This is a genomic window from Fusicatenibacter sp., assembly GCF_050872605.1.
Classification (GTDB): Bacteria; Bacillota; Clostridia; order Lachnospirales; family Lachnospiraceae; genus Fusicatenibacter.
Genome location: NZ_JBNMHD010000020.1, coordinates 1 through 21,637 on the forward strand (window position 1 = coordinate 1; position 21,637 = coordinate 21,637).

18 protein-coding genes and 1 pseudogene are annotated in these 21,637 nt (G+C 50.0%); 9 read left to right on the forward strand and 10 right to left on the reverse strand.

Going from position 1 to position 21,637, the window contains the following annotated elements; all coding sequences use genetic code 11:
• Both ACY2VT_RS07610 and ACY2VT_RS07615 read right to left on the reverse strand, forming a co-directional pair.
• A pseudogene (locus ACY2VT_RS07610) lies at window positions 1-1,051 on the reverse strand (glutamate synthase subunit alpha); the annotation flags it as partial.
• 229 nt (window positions 1,052-1,280) lie between these two features.
• On the reverse strand, window positions 1,281-2,891 hold the full coding sequence (locus ACY2VT_RS07615; protein ID WP_461879465.1) for a CTP synthase: 1,611 nt from the start codon (window positions 2,889-2,891) through the stop codon (window positions 1,281-1,283).
• Between the two features lie 464 nt (window positions 2,892-3,355).
• Between ACY2VT_RS07615 and purF the strand changes: the two genes are divergently transcribed.
• From purF to ACY2VT_RS07650, 7 genes are all read left to right on the forward strand, one after another.
• The gene (gene purF, locus ACY2VT_RS07620; RefSeq protein ID WP_022462359.1) at window positions 3,356-4,792 is read left to right on the forward strand and encodes an amidophosphoribosyltransferase; all 1,437 of its coding nucleotides are present in this window, start codon (window positions 3,356-3,358) and stop codon (window positions 4,790-4,792) included.
• Between the two features lie 119 nt (window positions 4,793-4,911).
• Window positions 4,912-6,612, forward strand: a complete 1,701-nt coding sequence (locus ACY2VT_RS07625; protein ID WP_461879466.1) for a S8 family peptidase — start codon at window positions 4,912-4,914, stop codon at window positions 6,610-6,612.
• 146 nt (window positions 6,613-6,758) lie between these two features.
• Window positions 6,759-7,001 carry a helix-turn-helix transcriptional regulator gene (locus ACY2VT_RS07630; RefSeq protein WP_022462361.1) on the forward strand — a complete coding sequence of 81 codons (243 nt, stop codon included), beginning with the start codon at window positions 6,759-6,761 and terminating at the stop codon, window positions 6,999-7,001.
• Window positions 7,002-7,091: 90 nt separating this feature from the next.
• Complete coding sequence (locus ACY2VT_RS07635) at window positions 7,092-7,376, forward strand: hypothetical protein (protein ID WP_055228247.1); 285 nt, start codon at window positions 7,092-7,094, stop codon at window positions 7,374-7,376.
• Window positions 7,336-7,698 (forward strand): hypothetical protein, encoded by a 363-nt coding sequence (locus ACY2VT_RS07640; RefSeq protein ID WP_461879467.1) that lies wholly within the window; start codon window positions 7,336-7,338, stop codon window positions 7,696-7,698. Before ACY2VT_RS07635 ends, ACY2VT_RS07640 begins: the two co-directional genes overlap by 41 nt.
• A gap of 54 nt (window positions 7,699-7,752) precedes the next feature.
• Window positions 7,753-8,115: a hypothetical protein gene (locus ACY2VT_RS07645; protein ID WP_173816484.1), complete on the forward strand. Its 363-nt coding sequence runs from the start codon at window positions 7,753-7,755 to the stop codon at window positions 8,113-8,115.
• Complete coding sequence (locus ACY2VT_RS07650; protein ID WP_022461427.1) at window positions 8,112-8,411, forward strand: hypothetical protein; 300 nt, start codon at window positions 8,112-8,114, stop codon at window positions 8,409-8,411. Before ACY2VT_RS07645 ends, ACY2VT_RS07650 begins: the two co-directional genes overlap by 4 nt.
• A 68-nt stretch (window positions 8,412-8,479) precedes the next feature.
• Here the strand turns inward: ACY2VT_RS07650 and pgsA are convergent, their stop codons facing one another.
• The 5 genes from pgsA to ACY2VT_RS07675 are packed head-to-tail and all read right to left on the reverse strand — an operon-like array spanning window position 8,480 to window position 11,519.
• The gene (pgsA, locus tag ACY2VT_RS07655; RefSeq protein ID WP_055228244.1) at window positions 8,480-9,016 is read right to left on the reverse strand and encodes a CDP-diacylglycerol--glycerol-3-phosphate 3-phosphatidyltransferase; all 537 of its coding nucleotides are present in this window, start codon (window positions 9,014-9,016) and stop codon (window positions 8,480-8,482) included.
• Window positions 9,013-10,338, reverse strand: a complete 1,326-nt coding sequence (rimO, locus tag ACY2VT_RS07660) for a 30S ribosomal protein S12 methylthiotransferase RimO (RefSeq protein ID WP_461879485.1) — start codon at window positions 10,336-10,338, stop codon at window positions 9,013-9,015. The genes pgsA and rimO overlap by 4 nt, the downstream gene beginning before the upstream one ends.
• A gap of 1 nt (window position 10,339) precedes the next feature.
• Complete coding sequence (gene rpoZ / locus ACY2VT_RS07665) at window positions 10,340-10,618, reverse strand: DNA-directed RNA polymerase subunit omega (protein ID WP_022461424.1); 279 nt, start codon at window positions 10,616-10,618, stop codon at window positions 10,340-10,342.
• Window positions 10,619-10,633: 15 nt separating this feature from the next.
• Window positions 10,634-11,248 (reverse strand): guanylate kinase, encoded by a 615-nt coding sequence (gene gmk, locus ACY2VT_RS07670; RefSeq protein ID WP_022461423.1) that lies wholly within the window; start codon window positions 11,246-11,248, stop codon window positions 10,634-10,636.
• A complete protein-coding gene (locus tag ACY2VT_RS07675; RefSeq protein ID WP_055218332.1) occupies window positions 11,241-11,519 on the reverse strand; it encodes a DUF370 domain-containing protein in 279 nt (92 codons plus the stop codon). Before ACY2VT_RS07675 ends, gmk begins: the two co-directional genes overlap by 8 nt.
• A gap of 150 nt (window positions 11,520-11,669) precedes the next feature.
• Here ACY2VT_RS07675 and ACY2VT_RS07680 point away from each other — a divergent pair, with 150 nt between their 5' ends.
• Together ACY2VT_RS07680 and ACY2VT_RS07685 are read left to right on the forward strand one after the other, a co-directional pair.
• On the forward strand, window positions 11,670-13,412 hold the full coding sequence (locus ACY2VT_RS07680; protein ID WP_461877841.1) for an Rqc2 family fibronectin-binding protein: 1,743 nt from the start codon (window positions 11,670-11,672) through the stop codon (window positions 13,410-13,412).
• A gap of 215 nt (window positions 13,413-13,627) precedes the next feature.
• Window positions 13,628-16,096 carry a cation-translocating P-type ATPase gene (locus tag ACY2VT_RS07685; RefSeq protein ID WP_461877842.1) on the forward strand — a complete coding sequence of 823 codons (2,469 nt, stop codon included), beginning with the start codon at window positions 13,628-13,630 and terminating at the stop codon, window positions 16,094-16,096.
• 90 nt (window positions 16,097-16,186) lie between these two features.
• Here ACY2VT_RS07685 and ACY2VT_RS07690 read toward each other — a convergent pair whose 3' ends face one another.
• The 3 genes from ACY2VT_RS07690 to ACY2VT_RS07700 form a co-directional block, all read right to left on the reverse strand.
• The gene (locus ACY2VT_RS07690; RefSeq protein WP_022461419.1) at window positions 16,187-16,750 is read right to left on the reverse strand and encodes a TIGR01440 family protein; all 564 of its coding nucleotides are present in this window, start codon (window positions 16,748-16,750) and stop codon (window positions 16,187-16,189) included.
• Between the two features lie 94 nt (window positions 16,751-16,844).
• The gene (gene leuS / locus ACY2VT_RS07695; RefSeq protein ID WP_461877843.1) at window positions 16,845-19,250 is read right to left on the reverse strand and encodes a leucine--tRNA ligase; all 2,406 of its coding nucleotides are present in this window, start codon (window positions 19,248-19,250) and stop codon (window positions 16,845-16,847) included.
• Between the two features lie 233 nt (window positions 19,251-19,483).
• Entirely contained in the window at window positions 19,484-21,574 is a 2,091-nt protein-coding gene (locus ACY2VT_RS07700; RefSeq protein ID WP_461879468.1) for an elongation factor G, read from the reverse strand.
• Window positions 21,575-21,637 lie beyond the last annotated feature (63 nt).

Sequence of the window (21,637 nt, forward strand, 5' to 3'; positions counted from 1 at the left end):
ATGCAGGTCCGTCCCACGGCTCCATCATGGTTGCATAATACTGATAAAAATCACGTTTTTCCTGGGAAATGGTATCATTGTTTGCCCACGGCTCCGGAATGGTGATCATCACTGCAAGAGGAAGATCCATTCCACTCATAACCAGGAACTCCAGGGTATTGTCAAGCATCGCAGAGTCAGAACCATTACGGTTGACTACAGGGAGAACTTTGTGGAGTTCGTCTTTCAGATACGGAGAATCCATGTTTTCCTCGCGGGCAAGCATTTTATCTGCGTTACCGCGAATAGTGTTGATCTCACCGTTATGTACGATGAAACGGTTCGGATGTGCTCTCTCCCAGCTTGGGTTCGTGTTCGTGCTGAACCGGGAATGCACCATGGCGATTGCAGATTCATAATCGACATCCTGCAGATCGCGGAAGAAGGTGCGGAGCTGTCCTACGAGGAACATACCTTTGTATACGATGGTACGGCTGGAAAGGGATGGCACGTAGGTGTTGTCGTTGCTCTGTTCGAAAACACGGCGTACGACGTACAGACGACGGTCGAAAGCGATTCCCTTTTCCACATCCTCCGGTTTTTTGATGAATGCCTGCATGATGTAAGGCATACACTCTCTTGCCTTATGGCCGAGAACTTCCGGAACGGTCGGCACGGTTCTCCATCCAAGGAGTTCCAGTCCCTCTTTTTCCACGATGATCTCAAACATCTTTTTTGCCTGGTTCCGTTTCAGCTCATTTTGTGGGAAGAAGAATACGCCGACGCCGTATTCCCGTTCTCCGCCTAATGAAAAACCGAGGGTCGAACAGGCTTTGGAAAAGAATTTGTGCGATATCTGCAACAAGATTCCTACTCCGTCTCCTGTTTTACCCTCGGCGTCTTTGCCGGCTCTATGTTCAAGATTTTCTACGATTTTTAATGCGTTTTCTACGGTCGCATGGGATTTTTCACCTTTGATATTCACGACGGCTCCGATACCGCAGTTGTCGTGTTCAAAGGAAGAACGGTACAGCCCTTCTTCTCCCATGACACGCTCTTTGCTCTGTGTCATACGGCTTCCCTTCCTTTACTTTCCTTATTTTCGGTTATCCTTTGTCTTTTCTGAAAAGAATGGAGGGGAATCTTTTGTTCCCCGCCGTTCTTTCTGGATTGCCCTTACTATACTCTATTTTTTTCGTCCTGTAAAGAGCAAATTTAATTTTTATATAATTTTTTATATTTTTTCTTAACTTTCTTAGGTTATTACTGCATTTTACCTAATTTTTCATACCATTTATCGATTATTTTGCCGCATGGTACTCGGCTGCTGCTGCGATCAGGCCGCGGAACAGCGGATGCGGACGGTTCGGACGGGATTTGAACCCCGGATGTGCCTGCGTTGCGATGTAGAACGGATGATCTGAAAGCTCTACCATCTCAACGATTCTTCCGTCCGGAGAAACACCGGAGAGAACCATGCCGTTTTCGGTCAGTGCTTTCCGGAAATCGTTGTTTACTTCATAGCGGTGGCGGTGACGCTCGGAAATCTCTTTCTCACCGTACAGCTCCTGTGCTTTCGATCCGTCTGCCAGGACGCATGGATATGCGCCGAGACGTAACGTACCGCCGATATCCTCGATTCCATCCTGATCCGGCATCAGTGCGATCACCGGGTGCATGGTGTTCGGGTTCATCTCGATACTGTGTGCGTCGTGGTAACCGAGAACGTTTCTTGCATATTCAACAATCGTCAGCTGCATGCCGAGGCAGAGGCCGAGGAACGGAATCTTGTTCTCTCTTGCATATCGAATCGCTGTGATCATGCCTTCGATACCGCGGTTTCCGAATCCGCCCGGTACCAGAACACCGTCCACATCGCTCAGATACTCTGCCACGTTCTCCTCGGTTACCAGCTCGGAATCCACCCATTTCAGGTGTACGTTTGCATGGCTTGCAATTCCGCCGTGTTTTAATGCCTCAACAACGCTCAGGTATGCATCATGCAGCTGGGTATACTTTCCGACGAGCGCAATCGTCACCTCTTTGTTCGGATGGCGGAGTGCTTCTACCATATGGGTCCAGTCGGACAGATCCGGTTCCGGGCATGGAAGGTGAAGGCTCTCGCAGACAACCTGCGCCAGGTTCTCTTTCTCCATGGCAAGCGGAGCTTCATATAGATACTCCACGTCCAGGTTCTGCAGAACATGGCTTGACGGAACGTTGCAGAACAGAGCAATTTTATCTTTGATCTCGGTGGTCAGCGGATGCTCGGACCGACATACGATGACATCCGGCTGAATACCGATTCCCTGCAGCTCTTTTACGCTCGCCTGCGTCGGTTTTGTTTTCATTTCACCGGAAGCTTTCAGATATGGAATCAGGGTAACATGGATCAGAATGGCGTTCTCGTGTCCGACGTCATGCTGGAACTGGCGGATTGCCTCCAAAAACGGCTGGCTCTCGATATCGCCGACGGTTCCGCCGACCTCAATGATGGCAATACGCTCCTCATCTACTTCTTTTCCGCGGTAGAAACGGCTCTTGATTTCGTTTGTAATGTGCGGAATGACCTGTACGGTGCCTCCGCCGAAATCACCGTGGCGTTCTTTCTGCAGAACAGACCAGTATACTTTTCCGGTCGTCACGTTGGAATTTTTATCCAGGCTCTCGTCGATGAAACGCTCGTAGTGGCCGAGATCGAGGTCTGTCTCTGTGCCGTCATCGGTAACGAAAACCTCGCCGTGCTGAATCGGGTTCATCGTACCCGGGTCAACGTTAATGTACGGGTCAAATTTCTGCATCGTCACTTTGTATCCTCGGGCTTTTAAAAGCCGTCCAAGGGACGCCGCCGTGATTCCCTTTCCAAGGCCGGAGACTACTCCGCCTGTCACAAAGACATATTTTACTGCCATATTGATTTCCTCCTGCTTTTCTCTTCTGATATTTTCTTTTCCGTCACAAGTTTCTCTAAAAGGAAATGCCGCCTGCCGGCGACATCTCTATGATGAAAGCCAGTTACTCCGCGCCTGCGTCGCTCCCGTAACTGCTGACAACATTCGTAATCCGGGCTATCGCCCTACTTACTCATGTCGTCTTGCCCGCCCAATATCTATGAATTCGCTCATGCAAGCATGGCTCATTCATAGCTGCTGTCCGGGGCTTTCATTCAAAATCAAAAACGATTATAACACATCTCGAATTTCCTGCAACTTTTTTTTACTATTTTTTATTATTTTCGACATTTTCCACGAAATCCTAAATTTCTGCACCATATTTTATACATATCACGATTTTCTTGACATCATCCGCAAAAATGAGTATGATAATCAATGTTTTTAAAACATGCAGGTCTACAACTGAAAAAAGGAGAATACCTATGCAGCCATCGTCAAACAATTGTTATGATACCGGTCTCCGGGAGGAATGTGGTGTTTTCGGCATTTACGATCTGGATGGTGCCGACGTCAGTCCTTCGATCTACTATGGCCTTTCCGCCCTGCAGCACAGAGGACAGGAGTCCTGCGGAATTGCCGTCTCTGACACCAGCGGTCCAAAGGGCCATGTGAAATCCTACAAAGGCCTTGGCCTTGTCAACGAAGTTTTCAAAGAATCCAAATTAGAAGAACTGTCCGGCAATATCGGCATCGGCCATGTCCGGTACTCTACCACCGGTTCCACTACCGTAGAGAATGCACAGCCGCTCGTTCTGAATTATCTGAAAGGCTCCCTTTCCCTTTCGCACAACGGAAATCTGGTCAACGCTATGGAACTGCGCGAGCAGATGGAAAACACCGGCGCAATTTTTCACACTTCGATTGACTCTGAAATCATCGCCTACGGCATTGCGCGGGAACGCGTTCATTCCAAAACGGTAGAAGAAGCGATTCTGCGCACGGTAAAAGAAATCCGCGGCGCCTATGCCCTTGTCATCATGAGCCCGAGAAAACTCATCGGCGTGCGCGACCCATATGGCTTAAAACCGCTCTGCATCGGAAAGCGGGACAACGCCTGGGTTCTCGCCTCGGAAAGCTGCGCCCTCACTTCGATCGGCGCCGAATTCGTCCGCGATGTCGCTCCGGGAGAAATTGTAACGTTTGACAAAACCGGAAATCTGAAATCCGAATTTATGCCGGTTGACGTAAAAAAAGCGCATTGTATTTTTGAATATATTTATTTTGCCCGCCTCGACAGCAAAATAGACAATATCAGTGTCTACGAAGCCAGAATCCGCGGCGGTGCAACTCTCGCAAAGACCTACCCGGTTGATGCAGACCTCGTCTGTGGTGTCCCGGACTCCGGACTTGCCTCCGCAAAGGGCTATTCCGAAGAATCCGGCATTCCGTTCGGTCTTGCGTTCCACAAAAACAGCTATGTCGGCCGTACCTTCATCAAGCCGACCCAGAAGGAACGGGAATCCAGCGTCAAAATCAAGCTGAGCGTTCTCGAATCTGTTGTAAAAGGAAAACGGATCGTGCTCGTCGACGACTCCATTGTCCGTGGAACAACGATTTCCAACCTGATCACGATGCTTCGCAAAGCCGGCGCGACCGAAGTCCATGTCCGTATCAGCTCTCCGCCGTTCCTGTATCCGTGCTATTTCGGCACCGATGTTCCTTCGAACAAACAGCTGATCGCAAGCTCTCACTCCACGGAGGAGATCCGCCAGCAGATCGGAGCCGACTCTCTTGGCTACATGCCGATCGAGGAACTCCAGAACATGGTCGGCGATCTGCCGATCTGCCGTGCATGCTTCGACAGCCATTACCCAATGGAAGTACCGAAGCAGGATATCAGCGCTCTTCTCGAAAGCTGATTCTATTTCGTCCCCCTTACCGCGCAGACACTGCGTCAGGTAAGGGGGGCTTTTTTTGTTTCATGCATACTTTGACGTAATGTTTGCATACAATAGCATCAAAAACAAAGGATCTCTTTATGGATCTTACAGACATCATTTATTCCAACGATTACATCAACATTCTGATTCAAAATTACGTGGCGCAGTCTGAGCGGTACCAGATGCTGTTTCCAGAGTCAAGCGCCCTTCTTCCGCTCAATCCGCAATATTCGATCCTCTTTCTCGAGCGGAGTCTGCTGCCGGAAAATCTCTTCGGTGCAGTTCCCTTTACCGGTCTCCCGAAACTTTTCACTCCGCTTTCCACGCTTTCTCTGGAGGTGTCCGGCATTGTACAGACACAGAATCTCTATGACGGCGGGTACACGGGGAAACATGTGATCCTGGGATTTCTGGACACCGGCATCGATTACCGCCACCCTGCGTTTCTGCAGCATAACGGCCAAAGCCGGATTCTCGCCGTCTGGGATCAGACAGACCGCACAGGAACACCTCCGGTGCAGTTTCCTTACGGCAGTCTCTATACAAAATCCGATCTTGACGCTGCGCTGAAAAGCAGTGATCCGCTCTCCCTTGTCCCTGTAACCGATTCTGACGGCCACGGCACATATATCGCAGGAGTCGCCGGCGGCACTCCAGATCCCTCCGCCGGATTTCTTGGTGCGGCACCGGATGCGGATTTTGCCGTTGTCAAATTGAAACCTGCCAAACAGAACCTGAAAGATTTTTATCTTTTCTCCTCCGATGCTCCTGTTTTTGAGGAAGATGACCTTCTCGCCGCCATGCGTTTTCTAAACGAAATCGCTGCAGCGGAGGGAAAACCGCTCGTCCTGTGTCTGGCACTCGGAACGAATCAGGGCAGTCACTCCGGTACGCTTCCCGTCTCTTTGACCCTGGCGCGCTACGGCAATACACCGGGTGTGATTCCCGTCTGCGCAACCGGCAATGAAGGAAACGCTGCACATCATTATTATGGCTTTGTGTCTGAAACTTACACCCCGAAAAATGTAGAGTTTCTTGTTTCCGAGGGAAACCGCGGTTTTGTTCTGGAACTCTGGGGACAGGCTCCGCAGCTTTTTTCTGTCGGATTCCGCTCTCCCGGCGGTGAGACAATTCCGCGGATTCCCGTCTCTTTAAATCAGGAACAGCGGATCACTTTCGTCCTGGCGCGCACCGTAATCTACGTCAACTACGAGGTTGTCCAGACCACAACCGGCAGCCAGCTCATCCTGATCCGCATGATGGATCCGACACCCGGCATCTGGACGCTTCAGGTTTACCGCGCCTTTCCGTCCCCGCCGGATTTTCATATCTGGCTTCCTGTCACCGGCTTTTCCACGTCCGATGTAACGTTTCTGGAACCGGACCCGTACACAACCTTGACAACACCATCCTCCACGGTCCCTGTTCTGTCCCCTTCCACGTATCAGGCCTCCAACAACAGCTTTTCGCCGGAATCCGGGCGCGGCTTTACGCGGCTTGGCGAAATCAAACCAGACTTTGCTGCTCCCGGCGTTTCCGTTACCGGACCTGGGCCGGCCGGATCCTATGTAAATTTCAGCGGTTCCAGTGCGTCCGCTGCCATTACATCCGGCGCTGCCGCTCTTTTTCTTCAATGGGGCGTTCAGCGCACACCTTCCCGCTATTTTACGGCACAGGAGTTGAAAAACTATCTGATCCGCGGCGCAGACCGAACTGATACCATTACTTACCCGAGCAGAGAATGGGGATACGGCAGACTGCAATTATATCAGAGCTTCACAAGCCTTATGACAAACTGATTTTCCCGCTCACAGGTTTGCTTCTATGGTATATCCGTTTGTTGTTGCAAATTCTCAATGTGCAACTGCCTTGTTTTTGATTGTTTTCCGTTGTATCATTACGTATTATCATTATAATTATAAAACTAAAAGGGGGATTCCTGACTATGAATTACGAACGCTTGAACGATCTTCGCCTTCTTGGACTTACGATTGCCTACTACCGAAGAGCAAAGGGAATGACGCAGGCAGAACTTGCCGAGGCGGTACATATCAGCCGTACCCATATGAGCAATATCGAAGCGCCAAACACAAAAACCTCTATTTCGTTGAATCTTCTGTTTGATATCGCCGAGGCACTCGATATTCCGGTCAAAGAATTGTTTGATTTTCAGGGACGCAGTCTTTAGTCTTTGATTTTTTCATTTTAACAGTAACCCGAAGCTGCAGCTTTTCATATCATGAATTGTAAGCAAAATGATTCCTTTGGAGGAACAAACATGAGTGATTTAGCTGCTACAAACTGTGGATGCGGATGTGACAATGGCTGTGGCTGCGATAATGGATGCGGTGTTTCCAACAACAACCTGTTCGGAAACAATGGCTGCAGTATTATCTGGATTCTGCTTCTCCTCTCCTGCTGCGGCGGATGTGGATGCGGAAACAACAACAATGGCTGCAATTCCGACTGCTGGCTCGTTCTGATTCTTCTGTTCTGCTGCGGCGGATGGAACAACAACGGCTGTGGATGCGGCAACAGCAATAACTGTGGATGCGGCTGCTGACCTTTTTTCAGTCCTCCCAGATGTTCGGGCAGAAAAAACCCCGGGTGCGGATCAACCGCCCCGGGGCTTTTTTTCACCAGAATTCTCTTTCAGCGAAACCGTTTCGGTTTCCGTGCTTCTCTTTCCCGCTTTTCCATCTCTTCTCTTTTTTCTTTTTTCCTCATACATTCCAGATCTATTTCATAAAAGGCATTCCCTTCGAGTACCTGTTTTCTTTTTGCTGTTTCTTTTCCATCCATTTTCCGGCGGTCTCCTTTTTCTTTCTTCCTCTTATCATATGTTTTTTCCCGCCTTCTGTCATTTTTTCCGGCCTGGAACATAAGATAAAGAGAAATAAAAAGACAAATGCAGGAATGCTGCCAGGAAGGATCTTAATTTGAATCAGGAACAGGAACAAAATGTGGAACAGATGACACCGCTGGACCAGATGATCGCACAGGATCAGCTTCAGATGCTGAAGGCTGCCATTCCCTACGCCTCCTTCGGCCTGCAGCCCTCCCTTGCGATTTTGAGCAAATGGCTCGAGCTCCAGCGGACCATTCAGCTTTTTTCCCGTCCGGCCGACCTTTCCATGATGTCTGTGGATACCCCGCACGTCTCTCCACTTGAGATGCTGCAGGATATTTCCCGTTTTGCCGCCGGTCCGCAGCGGGATCTTCTCTCCCAAATGTTTCAGACCATGCAGATGGTCCAGATGCTTCAGAATATAAATCCCGGAAATGAGGAGGATCTGCTATGAGTTCGGATGATAAGCAAAACGACTGGTCGCAGGACCCCTCTCTTTCCGGAATTGACTTCGCCCGGCTTCAGGCACTGCAGCAGATGGCCTCCCAGAGCCGCGGAAAATCCCAGGCGGAAATGATGCCGTTTCTTCTCTCCCTGATGCAGGGAAATCAGGGCGGCGCACAGTTTTCCGCCTCCGAGGCGGACCTGATCATCTCTGCCATCAAAGCCGGAAAATCCAAACAGGAAGCGGCAAAAATTGACCAGATGGTCCGCCTCTTCCGCTCCGCTGCTTCCGGGAAAAAACGCTGAAAACCACAAAAAACGCTGCCGGTCTGGAATTCCAAATCGGTCAGCGTTTTTTCTGTGCCTTTTCCCGTTTAGTTCTGCATGGAAAGCACGTTTTTATTTTTTACCAGGTAATCAATCAGAGAAACAACGGTCAGAATCAGTGCAACCCAGATCAGCACGGTATTCAGCACGGAAAGTGCCGGAATGTCGGCGATCAGAAGAATGATCATAATCATCTGGCTGATTGTTTTCGATTTTCCCCACCAGCTTGCTGCGATGACAATTCCATTGTCCGAAGCAACCAGGCGGAAACCGCTGATGATAAATTCTCTTGCGATGATAATAATAACCATCCACGCCGGAAGCTTGTCCAGCTCTACAAAGCAGATCAGTGCAGAGCATACCAGCAGCTTATCTGCCAGCGGATCCATAAACTTTCCGAAATCGGTAATCAGATTGTCACGTCTTGCAATGTAGCCGTCCAGAGTATCCGTGATGCTGGCAGCGGCAAAGATTACCAGCGCAATCCATTTGGACGCGCTTCCGCCCACGCCAGACAGCAGGAAGAACACGAAAAACGGAATCATAATTACCCGCAGAATCGTTAATTTGTTTGGTAAATTCATTGGCTTATCTCTCCTATCAGATCATATTCCAGCGCGCCGGTAATTTTCACTCTTACGAAATCGCCGGATACGAGTGTTTCCGGTGTATTGACAAATACATAGCCGTCTACACCCGGTGCGTCCGCCTGGCTTCTGCCCACATAGGCATCCTCATCCGCCACTTTGCCCTCGATCATGACAAGAAGCTCCTGGCCGATCCTGCGCTCGCCGAGTTCTGCAGAGATATCCTGCTGCAGTTCCATCAGTTCTGCCTGACGGTCCAGTTTTACCTCCTCATCGATCTGATGCTCCATCGCGGCAGCCGGTGTTCCCTCCTCCGGGGAGTAGGTAAATACACCGAGACGGTCGAACTCCATGTCGTTGATAAACTCGAGGAGTTCTTTGTGCTGCTCTTTTGTCTCTCCCGGGAATCCTGTGATCAGCGTGGTGCGCAGTGTGATATCCGGTATCTCGCTTCTCAGGAAATCAATTTTGTCGATCAGCTCCTGTTTGGAGGTTCTGCGGCCCATGCGGCGCAGGATCTCATCGTTGGCATGCTGAATCGGCAGATCCAGGTAGTGACAGACTTTCGGCTCTTCCTTCATCGTCTGAACAAGTTCCGGATAGATGTCCTCCGGATAACAGTACAGAATCCTGATCCAGTAGAGCTCCGGAATTTTGCAGAGCTCTTTTAACAGAAGGTGGAGAGACGGCTTTCCGTACAGATCGATACCATACATGGTTGTCTCCTGCGCAACGAGAACGAGCTCTTTGACACCCTGTTCTGCCATCGTCTTCGCTTCTGCCACCAGCTCCTCCATCGGAACAGAGCGGTACGGTCCGCGCAGCTTCGGAATGATGCAGTAGGTACAGTGCTTGTCACAGCCCTCTGCAATTTTCAGATATTCGTAATGGCCTCCTGTCGTTACAACGCGCTGTGCATCGATTTTCGGCAGTCCTTTCAGATCGGCATACTCCTGGAAGCGGTCGCCGCCGAGGACATCCTGAATGGCATCCAGGATTTTGTCATAGCTGTTCGTTCCAAGTACGGCGTCAACCTCCGGAATCTCCTCAATGATTTCATCGCGGTAGCGCTCTGCCATACAGCCCGTTACCAGAAGAACCTTACAGCTTCCCGCTGTACGGTACTTCGCCATTTCAAGAATATTTTGAATGCTTTCTTCTTTGGCGTCGTGGATAAAGCAGCATGTGTTTATCACGATAACCTCTGCATCTTCCTCGGAATCGGTGATCTCGAAGCCATGCTCTACCAGAAGACCCAGCATATGCTCGGAATCTACCAGGTTTTTATCGCATCCAAGGGAAATAAACAGAATTTTCATATTATTCAATTACTGGCTCCTCTTTTGTTTCCTCTTCCGCTTCAACTTCAGATTCCGGAAGGATTGTAACCTCTCCTTTGTACATCTCCTCTACGGCGATGGAGAGCGGTTTCATGCCTTTTTTCACTTTTACAAGCGGTTCAGCTCCGCCGATGATCTGTCTTGCACGTTTGCTTGTTGCAAGTACCAGAGAGTAACGGCTGCTGACAACCGGTGCCTCATCCAGATCCTGGCCCTCGTTAATAGTTGCAATCAGTTCCTGATAAGATGGATGAATCATAATAAATGCTCCTTTCTATTTTTCCAGACTTTTTTTCATCTGTTCGATAAAGTCTTTCTGGTTGCTGCTCATGAAATGCTGGCTCTGAATGGTCTCATGCATCTGTTTTACGCAGGTTTCGAGGTCGTCGTTGATCAGGACATAATCGTACTGGTCCATGCCCTGTGCTTCCTCTTTTGCACGCTCCATTCTGCCTTTGATGACTTCTTCTGTTTCCGTTCCGCGTCCCCGGAGGCGTCGTTCCAGCTCCTCGGCAGTCGGCGGTGTGATGAACACAAGAAGGGTGTCCGGACGTTTTTCCTTGACCTGAAGTGCTCCCTGGATTTCAATCTCAAGCAGAACATCTTTTCCGGCATCCAGCTGTTCCTCTACGTATGCCTTCGGCGTTCCGTAGGAATGTTTTACGTAACGCGCATACTCGAGGAAGGCATCCTCTTCTACCATGCGGTCAAACTCTTCTTCTGTACGGAAAAAGTACGATACGCCGTCTTCCTCGCCCGGACGCGGGTCTCTTGTGGTGACGGAGATTGACAGCGCATAGTTGTCGTACTCCTCCATCAGGCGTTTCATCAGTGTTCCTTTTCCTGCTCCGGAAAAACCGGATACTACAGTAAGTATTCCTCTACTCATTTTCAGATTCCCCTCGCTCTTTTTCTGTTTCCCAGCCGCCGTTGAATCTGCGGCTGATCGTTTCCGGCTGCAAAGCCGAAAGGATGATAAATTCTTCTCCGGTGATGAGCACTGCTTTCGTGCGTCTTCCCTGCGTCGCATCGATGATGCGGTTGCTTTCCTTTGCACGCTGCACCATACGCTTGACGGGCGCCGCCTCGGGACTCACCACTGCTATTATTTTATCCGAATTTACGACATTGCCGAATCCGATGTTGATCAGTTTTGCCACAATCCGTCCTTTCCTGTACCTTCTGAAGTCTTTTTCAGAAAATACATCTACCCATACGGATTTATTATAATTCATTCAGAAAGCCTAGTCAAATCTTTTTTTCTGTATTATAATGAAAATACTAGAATTTCAAACAAAGGAGATTTTTCTATGGCTTTTGATGGAATTACCATTGCAAATATTGCACAGGAACTGAATCAGACCATCGTCGGCGGAAAGATCAACAAGATCGCACAGCCGGAAAACGACGAGCTGATGATTACAATAAAAAACAACCGTACCGTTTACCGTCTTCTCCTCTCGGCAAGTGCATCGCTTCCGCTGATCTACCTGACGGACAACAATAAGCCCGGTCCGATGACCGCACCGAATTTCTGTATGCTGCTCCGCAAACACATCGGCAGCGCCCGCATTCTCTCCGTTACCCAGCCGGGACTCGAGCGTATTCTTGTTTTTGAGCTCGAGCATTTGAACGAACTCGGCGATATCTGCCGCAAGAAGCTGATTGTGGAGATCATGGGAAAACACAGCAACCTGATCTTCTGTCAGGAGGACAATACGATCCTTGACAGTATCAAACATATTTCCGCCAACATGAGTTCTGTCCGTGAGGTTCTTCCGGGCCGCACCTGGTTCATTCCGCACACGCAGGATAAGAAAGATCCGCTCACGATCACAGAAGAAGAATTTTTCGATTTCGTCTGCACGAAACCGATGGCTGCCGCAAAGGCAATCTACACTTCCCTTACCGGCTTCAGCCCGCTGATGGCGGAGGAAGTCTGCTGCCGCGCCGGCATCGACGGCGGATTTGCGGTCAATGCACTCGAAGAAAATGCGAAGCTTCATCTGTTCCGCACCTTCTCTTATCTGATTGAAGATATCAAAAACGGCGCATTTACGCCGAACATCGTATACCAGGGCGATGAGCCGAAAGAATTTTCCGCACTGAAACTGACGCAGTATCAGGATTTGCGGGAGGAAACATACGATTCGATCTCCGGTGTACTGGAAACATACTATGCCATGAAAAACCGCATCACCCGCATCCGTCAGAAATCTTCCGATCTGCGCCGTGTCGTCAATACCGCACTCGAACGGAATGTCAAAAAATACGACCTGCAGCAGAAACAGTTAAAAGACACCGACAAGCGGGAAAAATACCGGATTTACGGTGAGCTTTTAAATACGTACGGCTACAGCTGCCAGCCGGGCGATACTTCGCTGAAAGCCGTCAATTACTATAACGGCGAGGAAATCACGATTCCGCTCGACGGAACGCTCTCTGCCGGCGAAAATGCGAAAAAATACTTCGACCGCTACGGAAAGCTGAAGCGGACCCGTGAGGCACTCGAGGAACTTCTTGTCGAGACGAAAGAGGAAATCGACCATCTCGAATCCATCAGCACGGCGCTTGATATTGCGCTCGATGAGGCGGATCTGGTGCAGTTAAAAGAAGAGCTGATCGAGTACGGCTACATCCGCCGCAAGGGACCGGCAGGGAAAAAGCAGAAAATCACCTCCCATCCGTTCCACTACCGCTCCTCCGAGGGCTTTGACATTTATGTCGGCAAGAACAACTTCCAGAACGAGGAACTTTCGTTTAAATTCGCCTCCGGCAACGACTGGTGGTTCCACGCGAAAGGCCAGCCGGGCAGCCATGTCATCGTAAAGACGAACGGTAAAGAGCTGCCGGATTCCGTCTACGAAGAGGCCGCTGCTCTCGCCGCCTATTACTCGAAAGGCAGACAGGCACCGAAGGTGGAAATCGACTACACCTTAAAGAAAAACCTGCGCAAACCGAACGGAAGCAAACCGGGCTTCGTTGTTTATTACACCAATTACTCCATGATGGCGGAACCGAACATCCGCAATCTTCAGGAAGTACAGGACTAAATTCAGACTACAAAAGACTTTTCGCACATTCCTATCTGTTCCTCTTTGCGAAAAGTCTTTTTTTCGTAAAATTTAATACTTCCTTCATTTCTTTTTCGATGCTCTATGGTATACTTCTTAGTATGGAAAAAGATTCCAGACGTGATCTTTTTCAAACAACCCACAGTGAGGCTGTCTCTTCTTTATCAGGACAGCCGGAGAGGAATATAACTGTTATGAACAAAACAATTCCCGAAATCATTCACCGCCGTGTTCCAACGACGCGCTATGAGGCAGACCCTTCCGAAGGTCTTTCCGCCGAGCAGGTTGCCGAGTACCGCGAGAACGGCTGGACCAACCGCGCGGTGGAACCTCCGTCCAAGACAACGGCCGAGATCGTAAAGAGCAATGTCTGTACGTATTTCAACCTGATTTTTCTGATTATTGCCATCTTTCTGATCCTTGCCGGTTCGTTCCGGGATCTTACGTTTCTGCCGGTCATCATCGCGAACACGCTGATCGGTATTGTACAGGAGATCAAGGCGAAAAAGACGCTGGAAAAGCTGTCTGTTTTAAACGCGCCGAAGGCTGCTGCGATCCGTGACGGGGCTGAGGTAACACTCGCCGCGGAGGATCTCGTACTCGATGATATTGTTGTATTTACCGCAGGAAAACAGATCTGCGCTGATGCCGTCGTGCTTGAAGGTGAGGTACAGGTCAACGAATCGCTGCTTACCGGTGAATCCGATGAGATTACCAAGCGCCCGGGCGACGAGCTGATGTCCGGAAGTTTTATCGTCTCCGGAAGCTGCAAGAGCCGTCTGACCCAGGTCGGTGAAGATTCCTACATTTCCCGTCTGACCCTCGAGGCAAAGGCCATGAAAGAGGGCGAACAGTCCGAGATGATCCGCTCCCTCAACAAGCTGGTAAAGTTTGTCGGCATTCTGATCATTCCGATCGGTCTTCTGCTCTTCGGCCAGCAGTTTTTCGTCTCCCACGAAACGTTCCGTGAGAGCATTACCTCGATGGTGGCCGCCGTACTCGGCATGATCCCAGAAGGTCTTTACCTGCTTGCGAGCGTTGCCCTTGCCGTCAGCGTTATGCGGCTGGCTTCGCAGAAGGTTCTCGTGCATGATATGAAATGTATCGAGACGCTGGCTCGCGTCAACGTGCTCTGTGTCGATAAGACGGGAACCATCACCGAGACAAATATGAAAGTACATGATCTGATTCTGGTCGGCTCCAGTTCAGTCCCTGATACAGAATCCGGCGAAAATGCTCCCGCACCGCAGAAAGAAGAGCTTTCCCTTGCGGTCGGTGATTTCGCATCTGCCATGTCAAACGACAACATTACTATGGCGGCACTGAAAGAATATTTTAAAGACAACAACGGCAGAACTGCCGTTTCGATGACTTCGTTCTCCTCGGAATTCAAGTATTCCAGTGTGACATTTTCGGATGTCTCCTACGTGCTCGGTGCCCCGGAGTTCGTTCTCCGCGATGATTTTGCACGCTATCAGAGTGAAATTGAAGCGTATACCTCAAAGGGATTCCGTCTCCTCGTCTTCGGCACATCCGAAACTGTACCGGATGGAAAAGCACTCTCCGGCCGTGTCACACCGCTTGGCTACGTGCTTCTCTCCAATCCGATCCGAAAAGAAGCACCGGAAACGTTCCGCTACTTCGAAGATCAGGGTGTCCATGTCAAGGTCATCTCCGGTGATACTCCGGTAACGGTATCTGAGGTTGCCCGCCAGGCAGGGATTGCACACGCAGAGGATTATATTGATGCTTCCACTCTAAAGACACCGGAAGAGCTCGAAGAAGCAATCCTGAAATACACCGTGTTCGGCCGTGTCACACCAGACCAGAAACGCCAGTTTGTCCAGGCTTTAAAGAAAAACGGCAAGACCGTTGCGATGACCGGCGATGGTGTCAACGATGTGCTCGCATTAAAGGATGCCGACTGCTCCGTTGCGATGGCATCCGGAAGTGACGCTGCCGCACAGGCTGCACAGCTCGTTCTGCTGGACAACGACTTTTCGAAGATGCCTTCTGTCGTACTGGAAGGCCGCCGCGTTGTCAACAACCTGCAGCGCTCGGGAACGCTGTTCCTGGTAAAGAACATTTTCTCGTTCCTGCTGTCCATCTTCTCACTGATCTCGATGGTGACGTATCCGCTGGAGCCGTCCCAGATCTCGCTGATCAGTATGTTTACGATCGGTATTCCAGGCTTCCTGCTCTCGCTGATGCCGAACAAAAACCGGATCGAGGGCCACTTTATCACGAACATTCTGACACGGGCCCTGCCTGCGGCGCTGACCGACTTTCTGATGGTCGCAACACTCGTCGTCTTCGGCCAGGAATTTGCGGTCGGCTCGGAAGATATTTCGACCGCCGCCACCGTGCTGCTCGCCATTGTCGGTTTTATGATTCTCTACCGGATCAGCAAGCCGCTCAACTGGATGCGCTGGACGATCCTGATCGGCTCGATCGTCGCCTTTATCTTCTGCAGCACCTATCTAAATCAGCTGTTTGCCATCTCGGATATGTCCAGAAAATGTATCATGCTGCTGGTCGTATTCTCTGTCGCAACAGAGCCGGTTCTGCGATATTTGAGCATCCTCGTGGATTCCATTTCCTCTTTTTACCGGAAGCAGAAAATTTTCTTCCTGCGGAAACGGGAAGCGAGAAAAGCGAAATAAAATGTAAAACCGAACATCAAAAATGCCGTACAGCGTTGGAAGTTTTTTCTCCGCCTGTACGGCATTTTTTGATTTACCAATCACAGTTTCTTACTTTCTCATCTCGGGGTCTTCCGCGTAATGCGTCCGCTCGCCGCCGATGTATTTCGGTCTTGTCCGCGCGCAGACAACATGCGCATCTCCGATGGTTTTCTGTGATACCCGGACCGGAACGGCTACTGCCTTCAGCTGCATGCCGATCAGCACATCACCGATATCAATACCTGCATGCGCCTGCACACGCTCTACGGTGACAGCGTCCTCCAATCCATAGTATGCCGCCATCGCAAACGATCCGCCGCCATGCAGCCACGGTACCGCGCAGACCGGCTCGTAACCGTATTTTTCTGCCGCCGCACGCTCCAGAACAACCGCGCGGTTCAGATGCTCACAGCACTGCGCCGCCAGATACAGCCCGTGCTCCTTCGTACACGCATACAGCGCCTCAAACACCGCCTGCCCGATCTCCTGGCTGGAATCCGTTCCGAGCTTACTGTTGTGAATTTCACTCGAAGAACATCCCACTACCAGAATCTGTCCCGGTTTCATCTGCGCCGTCGTAATCAGCTCCTCTGCAACGGCACGCGCTTCCTGTCTGATTGTTTCAAGATCCATTTTGTATCCCTCCTTGCTAAACAGCAATATTTATGCAAAAGGAGACTGACTCTTTTTCCAAGAATCAGCCTCCTTTCTTCAGCTTATATAATTATTATTTCTGAACGATATTCACAATTCTTCCCGGTACGTAAATTTCTTTTACGATGTTTCCGGTCAGTTTGTCTGCAACTGCCTCTTTTGCAGCGGCGATTGCGGTCTCTTTATCTGCATCTTTGGCGATTTTGATCGTTCCGCGCATTTTGCCGTTGATCTGAACAGCGATCTCGGCTACTGCCTCTACGGTCTTCTCCTCGTTAAACTCCGGCCATGCGGTCTGGTACAGACGGCCTTCGTATCCAAGGTCTGCCCACAGTTCCTCGGTCATATGCGGTGCAACCGGATTCAGCAGGATCAGAAGGGTTTCGAACTCTTTTCTCGTTACTTTTCCGGCTTTGTAGAACTCGTTGACCAGGGTCATCATGGCTGCGATCGCTGTGTTGTATTTCAGGGACTCATAGTCGCTGGATACTTTCTTGATGGTCTGGTGCATTTTGGACTCCAGCTCTTTGGAGTAGGAATCTCCGTCTACCAGGCTGTCCTGCAGTTTCCATACACGCTCGAGGAAACGACGGCATCCTTTTACGCCTTCCTGAGACCAGGATGCACTTAAGTCGAAGGCACCGATGAACATCTCATACGTACGCAGGGTATCTGCACCGAACTCAGCTACGATATCATCCGGGTTGACAACGTTTCCGCGGGATTTACTCATCTTCTCACCGTTCTCGCCGAGGATCATTCCGTGGGAAGTACGTTTCTGATACGGTTCCGGGCAGGTAACTACGCCCTGATCGTACAGGAATTTATGCCAGAAACGGGAATACAGAAGGTGAAGGGTTGTGTGCTCCATTCCTCCGTTGTACCAGTCAACCGGCAGCCAGTATTTCATGGCTTCTTTGCTTGCCAGAGCTTCTTTGTTCTTCGGATCGGTATAACGGATGTAATACCAGGAAGAACCAGCCCACTGCGGCATGGTATCGGTCTCACGTTTTGCAGGTCCGCCGCAGCACGGGCAGGTGGTGTTGACCCAGTCTGTCATGGCAGCCAGCGGAGACTCACCGTTATCGGTCGGCATGTAGCTCTCTACATCCGGCAGCTCCAGCGGAAGAGATTCTTCCGGAACCGGAACGTAACCGCATTTGTCGCAGTGTACGATCGGAATCGGCTCACCCCAGTAACGCTGACGGGAGAATACCCAGTCACGCAGCTTATAGTTTGTTTTTGCTTTTCCAACGTGGTTCTCTTCGAGCCACTCAAGAATTTTCTTTTTTGCTTCCGCAACGGAAAGTCCGTTCAGGAAACCGGAGTTGACAAGAGTTCCCTCTGCAACGTCGGTGTAAACTTCGTTCTGTACGTCGCCGCCTGCAACAACCTCGATGATCGGCATGTTGAATTTCTTTGCGAACTCCCAGTCACGCTCATCGTGTGCCGGCACTGCCATGATGGCGCCGGTGCCGTAGCTCATCAGTACATAATCGGAAATCCAGATCGGGATCTCTTTTCCATTAACCGGGTTGACTGCGGAAAGTCCGTCGATCATGACACCGGTCTTGTCTTTTGCAAGCTCGGAACGCTCAAAGTCAGATTTTCTGGCTGCCATCTCACGGTATGCGCAGACCTCATCCCAGTTCTTGATCTCATCTTTGTACTGGTCGATGTACGGATGCTCCGGGGAGAGTACCATGTACGTAACACCGAACAGGGTATCCGGGCGTGTGGTGTAGATGGTCAGCTTCTCCGGTTTATCTTTCAGGGAGAAATCAACCTCTGCTCCGTGGGAACGTCCGATCCAGTTTTTCTGGGAAGTTTTGACACGCTCAATATAGTCAACGCCGTCCAGACCATCGATCAGCTTGTCTGCATACTCGGTGATCTTCAGCATCCACTCGCTCTTTACTTTGCGGACAACCGGGCTTCCGCAGCGCTCGCACACGCCGTTTACAACTTCCTCGTTTGCAAGACCTACCTTACAGGAAGTACACCAGTTGATCGGCATTTCTTTCTTGTAAGCAAGACCTGCTTTGAAGAGTTTGAGGAAGATCCACTGGGTCCAGTGATAGTACTCCGGATCGGTGGTGTTGATCTCTCTGTCCCAGTCAAAGGAATATCCAAGGGACTGAAGCTGATCTTTGAAGTGATGTACGTTGTTTTTGGTAACGATCTTCGGATGGATGTGGTTCTTGATCGCATAGTTCTCAGTCGGAAGACCAAATGCATCCCATCCCATCGGATACAGTACGTTGTAGCCCTGCATTCTGCGCTTTCTGGCTACGATATCCAGTGCGGTGTACGGACGCGGATGGCCCACGTGAAGTCCCTGTCCTGACGGATACGGAAACTCAACGAGTGCATAGTATTTTGGCTTTGTATAATCATCTGTGGCGGCAAAGGCTTTCTCGTCCTGCCAGATCTTCTGCCACTTTTTCTCAATGTTCTGTGGCTCATATCTTTTACTCATGGGTAACCTCCTGCATGTTCAAGTTCAAAGTTCTTTTTTCTCACACTGCCGAGTGGGACAGCATGCACATTTGAACATATAGCTGTATTCTATCACTCTTTCCCTGTTTTTACAATTTATTTTTTCCTATATCCTCCGTTTTTCTTCAAAAACCGCAGAAAAATCCGGTTTACGGGCGAATTCTGCTCCCGAAACCGGATTTTCTCTGTTTTATCACACTATTTTATAAAACTTTATTCTTCTGCTTTTTCAACCTTCGAAGCTCTTTCCTCAATCTCTTTTGCCTGGATATCGGACGGAGCCTGCTCATATCTTGCAAACTCATAGGAGAAATCACCGCTTCCGCCTGTCATGGAGCGGAGCGTTGTGCCGTATCCGTAGATCTCAAGCTCCGGAACATCGGCCTCAATAATGGTATGGCCCTTGTGATCCGGGTTCATGCCGAGTACACGGCCGCGGCGTTTGTTGAGGTCGCCCATGATATCGCCGGTGTATTTATCGTCTACGGTGATCTTCATCGAAACGATCGGCTCAAGGAGAACCGGAGATGCTTCCATAAAGCCTTTCTTGAATGCCTGGATCGCTGCGGTCTTGAATGCCATCTCGGAGGAGTCTACCGGATGATAAGAACCATCATACAGAACGGCTTTCACGCCGACTACCGGATAAGCAGCCAGAGGGCCTTTCTGTACAGCTTCCTGGATACCTTTTTCAACAGCCGGGAAGTAGTTCTTCGGAACAGCGCCGCCGACAACTTCCTGCTCGAAAACGTATGGTTTTTCGAGATCACCGGAAGCGGAGAAGCGCATCTTTACATGACCGTACTGACCGTGGCCGCCGGACTGTTTTTTGTATTTTGCTTCTACATCCGAATTCTTGCGGATCGTCTCGCGGAAGGCTACCTTCGGACGTGACAGCTCTACTTCTACTTTGTAGCGTTCCAGCAGTTTGCTTACGATAATATCGATGTGCTGGTCGCCCATGCCGTACAGCAGCGTCTGATGGTTTGCAGAATCGTTGACTGCTTTCATCGTCAGGTCTTCCTGCATCATCTTTGCAAATGCCTGGGAAATCTTATCTACATCGGCTTTGTTCTTCGGTTTATATCGTTTTGCGGTGTACGGAGTGGAAACATCCGGTTTTCCGTAGCGGACCTGATTGTTCTTTGTCGCAAGGGAATCACCGGTTTTTGCATCGCCGAGTTTTGCGATAGCACCGATATCTCCTGCGTGCAGCTCCGGTACTTCGATCGGTTTGGAGCCTTCGAGGACATACAGTTTATTCAGTTTTTCTTCGGATTCCTGATCTACATTATAGAGTACATCGTCGCTCTTGATGACACCGGAGCAAACCTTGATCATCGAATATTTTCCAAGGAACGGATCCACGATCGTCTTGAAAATGGTCGCGCTCTTCGGTTTTGCGAAGTCGTAATTTGCCTCGAAGATTTCGTTCGTATCGAGATTGATGCCGGCACACGGACGGGTGGACGGATCCGGGAAGTATCCGCAGATATCGTCGAGAAGGTTCGATACGCCCTGCAGATTGACCGGGGAGCCCATGCATACCGGAACGATAGTGCCGTCTCCTACGTTCATGGCAAGCGCTGCGGAAATCTCTGTTACCGAGAACTCTTCTCCGCCAAAGTAGCGGTCCATAAACTCTTCACTTGTTTCTGCCACGGATTCCATCAGGGTTTCACGGTACTTCTCCAGATATTCTACGGAGTAATCCGGAATCGGGCATTCTTCTTTTTTATCTTTTTCGATATATCGGCGGCCTTTGTTCTTTACGATGTTGATATATCCTACAAATTTACCATCCTCACGCAGAGGCATATGAAGCGGTGCGATTCGTTTTCCGTACAGTTCGGTGAGCTGCTCCACTACCTGACGGTAGCTGACATCGTCCTGATCCATTTCCGTTACGAAGATCATACGCGGAAGATTGTATTTCTCGCAGAGTTCCCATGCTTTCTGGGTTCCGACCTGCACGCCGGCTTTTCCGGATACTACGATTACAGCGGCATCTGCTGCGGAAGCGGCTTCCTGTGCTTCTCCTACGAAATCAAACATTCCAGGAGTATCCAGAACATTGATCTTATTCTTTCCCCATACGACCGGGACAAGCGTTGTGGAAATCGAGCATTTGCGCTTGATTTCTTCTTTGTCAAAATCGCTGACGGTATTTCCGTCTGTCACTTTTCCGAGACGGCTTGTCATACCGGAAAGATAAGCCATAGCTTCGGTCAGACTTGTCTTTCCGGAACCGCTGTGTCCCAGCAGCACCACATTTCTGATTCGGTCAGTTCTAAAAACGTCCATATGTAATACCTCCCATGTAAGTAAATTTGCAGATTGTAAGGCCGCTCCTGTTCGCCTTTCTGC

Excerpts from the sequence above, each read along its gene's own strand:
- ACY2VT_RS07615 (WP_461879465.1), bottom strand. The coding sequence starts at position 2,891 with ATGGCAGTAAAATATGTCTTTGTGACAGGCGGAGTAGTCTCCGGCCTT.
- purF (WP_022462359.1), top strand. The coding sequence starts at position 3,356 with ATGCAGCCATCGTCAAACAATTGTTATGATACCGGTCTCCGGGAGGAA.
- ACY2VT_RS07625 (WP_461879466.1), top strand. The coding sequence starts at position 4,912 with ATGGATCTTACAGACATCATTTATTCCAACGATTACATCAACATTCTG.
- ACY2VT_RS07630 (WP_022462361.1), top strand. The coding sequence starts at position 6,759 with ATGAATTACGAACGCTTGAACGATCTTCGCCTTCTTGGACTTACGATT.
- ACY2VT_RS07635 (WP_055228247.1), top strand. The coding sequence starts at position 7,092 with ATGAGTGATTTAGCTGCTACAAACTGTGGATGCGGATGTGACAATGGC.
- ACY2VT_RS07650 (WP_022461427.1), top strand. The coding sequence starts at position 8,112 with ATGAGTTCGGATGATAAGCAAAACGACTGGTCGCAGGACCCCTCTCTT.
- pgsA (WP_055228244.1), bottom strand. The coding sequence starts at position 9,016 with ATGAATTTACCAAACAAATTAACGATTCTGCGGGTAATTATGATTCCG.
- rimO (WP_461879485.1), bottom strand. The coding sequence starts at position 10,338 with ATGAAAATTCTGTTTATTTCCCTTGGATGCGATAAAAACCTGGTAGAT.
- rpoZ (WP_022461424.1), bottom strand. The coding sequence starts at position 10,618 with ATGATTCATCCATCTTATCAGGAACTGATTGCAACTATTAACGAGGGC.
- gmk (WP_022461423.1), bottom strand. The coding sequence starts at position 11,248 with ATGAGTAGAGGAATACTTACTGTAGTATCCGGTTTTTCCGGAGCAGGA.
- ACY2VT_RS07680 (WP_461877841.1), top strand. The coding sequence starts at position 11,670 with ATGGCTTTTGATGGAATTACCATTGCAAATATTGCACAGGAACTGAAT.
- ACY2VT_RS07685 (WP_461877842.1), top strand. The coding sequence starts at position 13,628 with ATGAACAAAACAATTCCCGAAATCATTCACCGCCGTGTTCCAACGACG.
- ACY2VT_RS07690 (WP_022461419.1), bottom strand. The coding sequence starts at position 16,750 with ATGGATCTTGAAACAATCAGACAGGAAGCGCGTGCCGTTGCAGAGGAG.
- leuS (WP_461877843.1), bottom strand. The coding sequence starts at position 19,250 with ATGAGTAAAAGATATGAGCCACAGAACATTGAGAAAAAGTGGCAGAAG.
- ACY2VT_RS07700 (WP_461879468.1), bottom strand. The coding sequence starts at position 21,574 with ATGGACGTTTTTAGAACTGACCGAATCAGAAATGTGGTGCTGCTGGGA.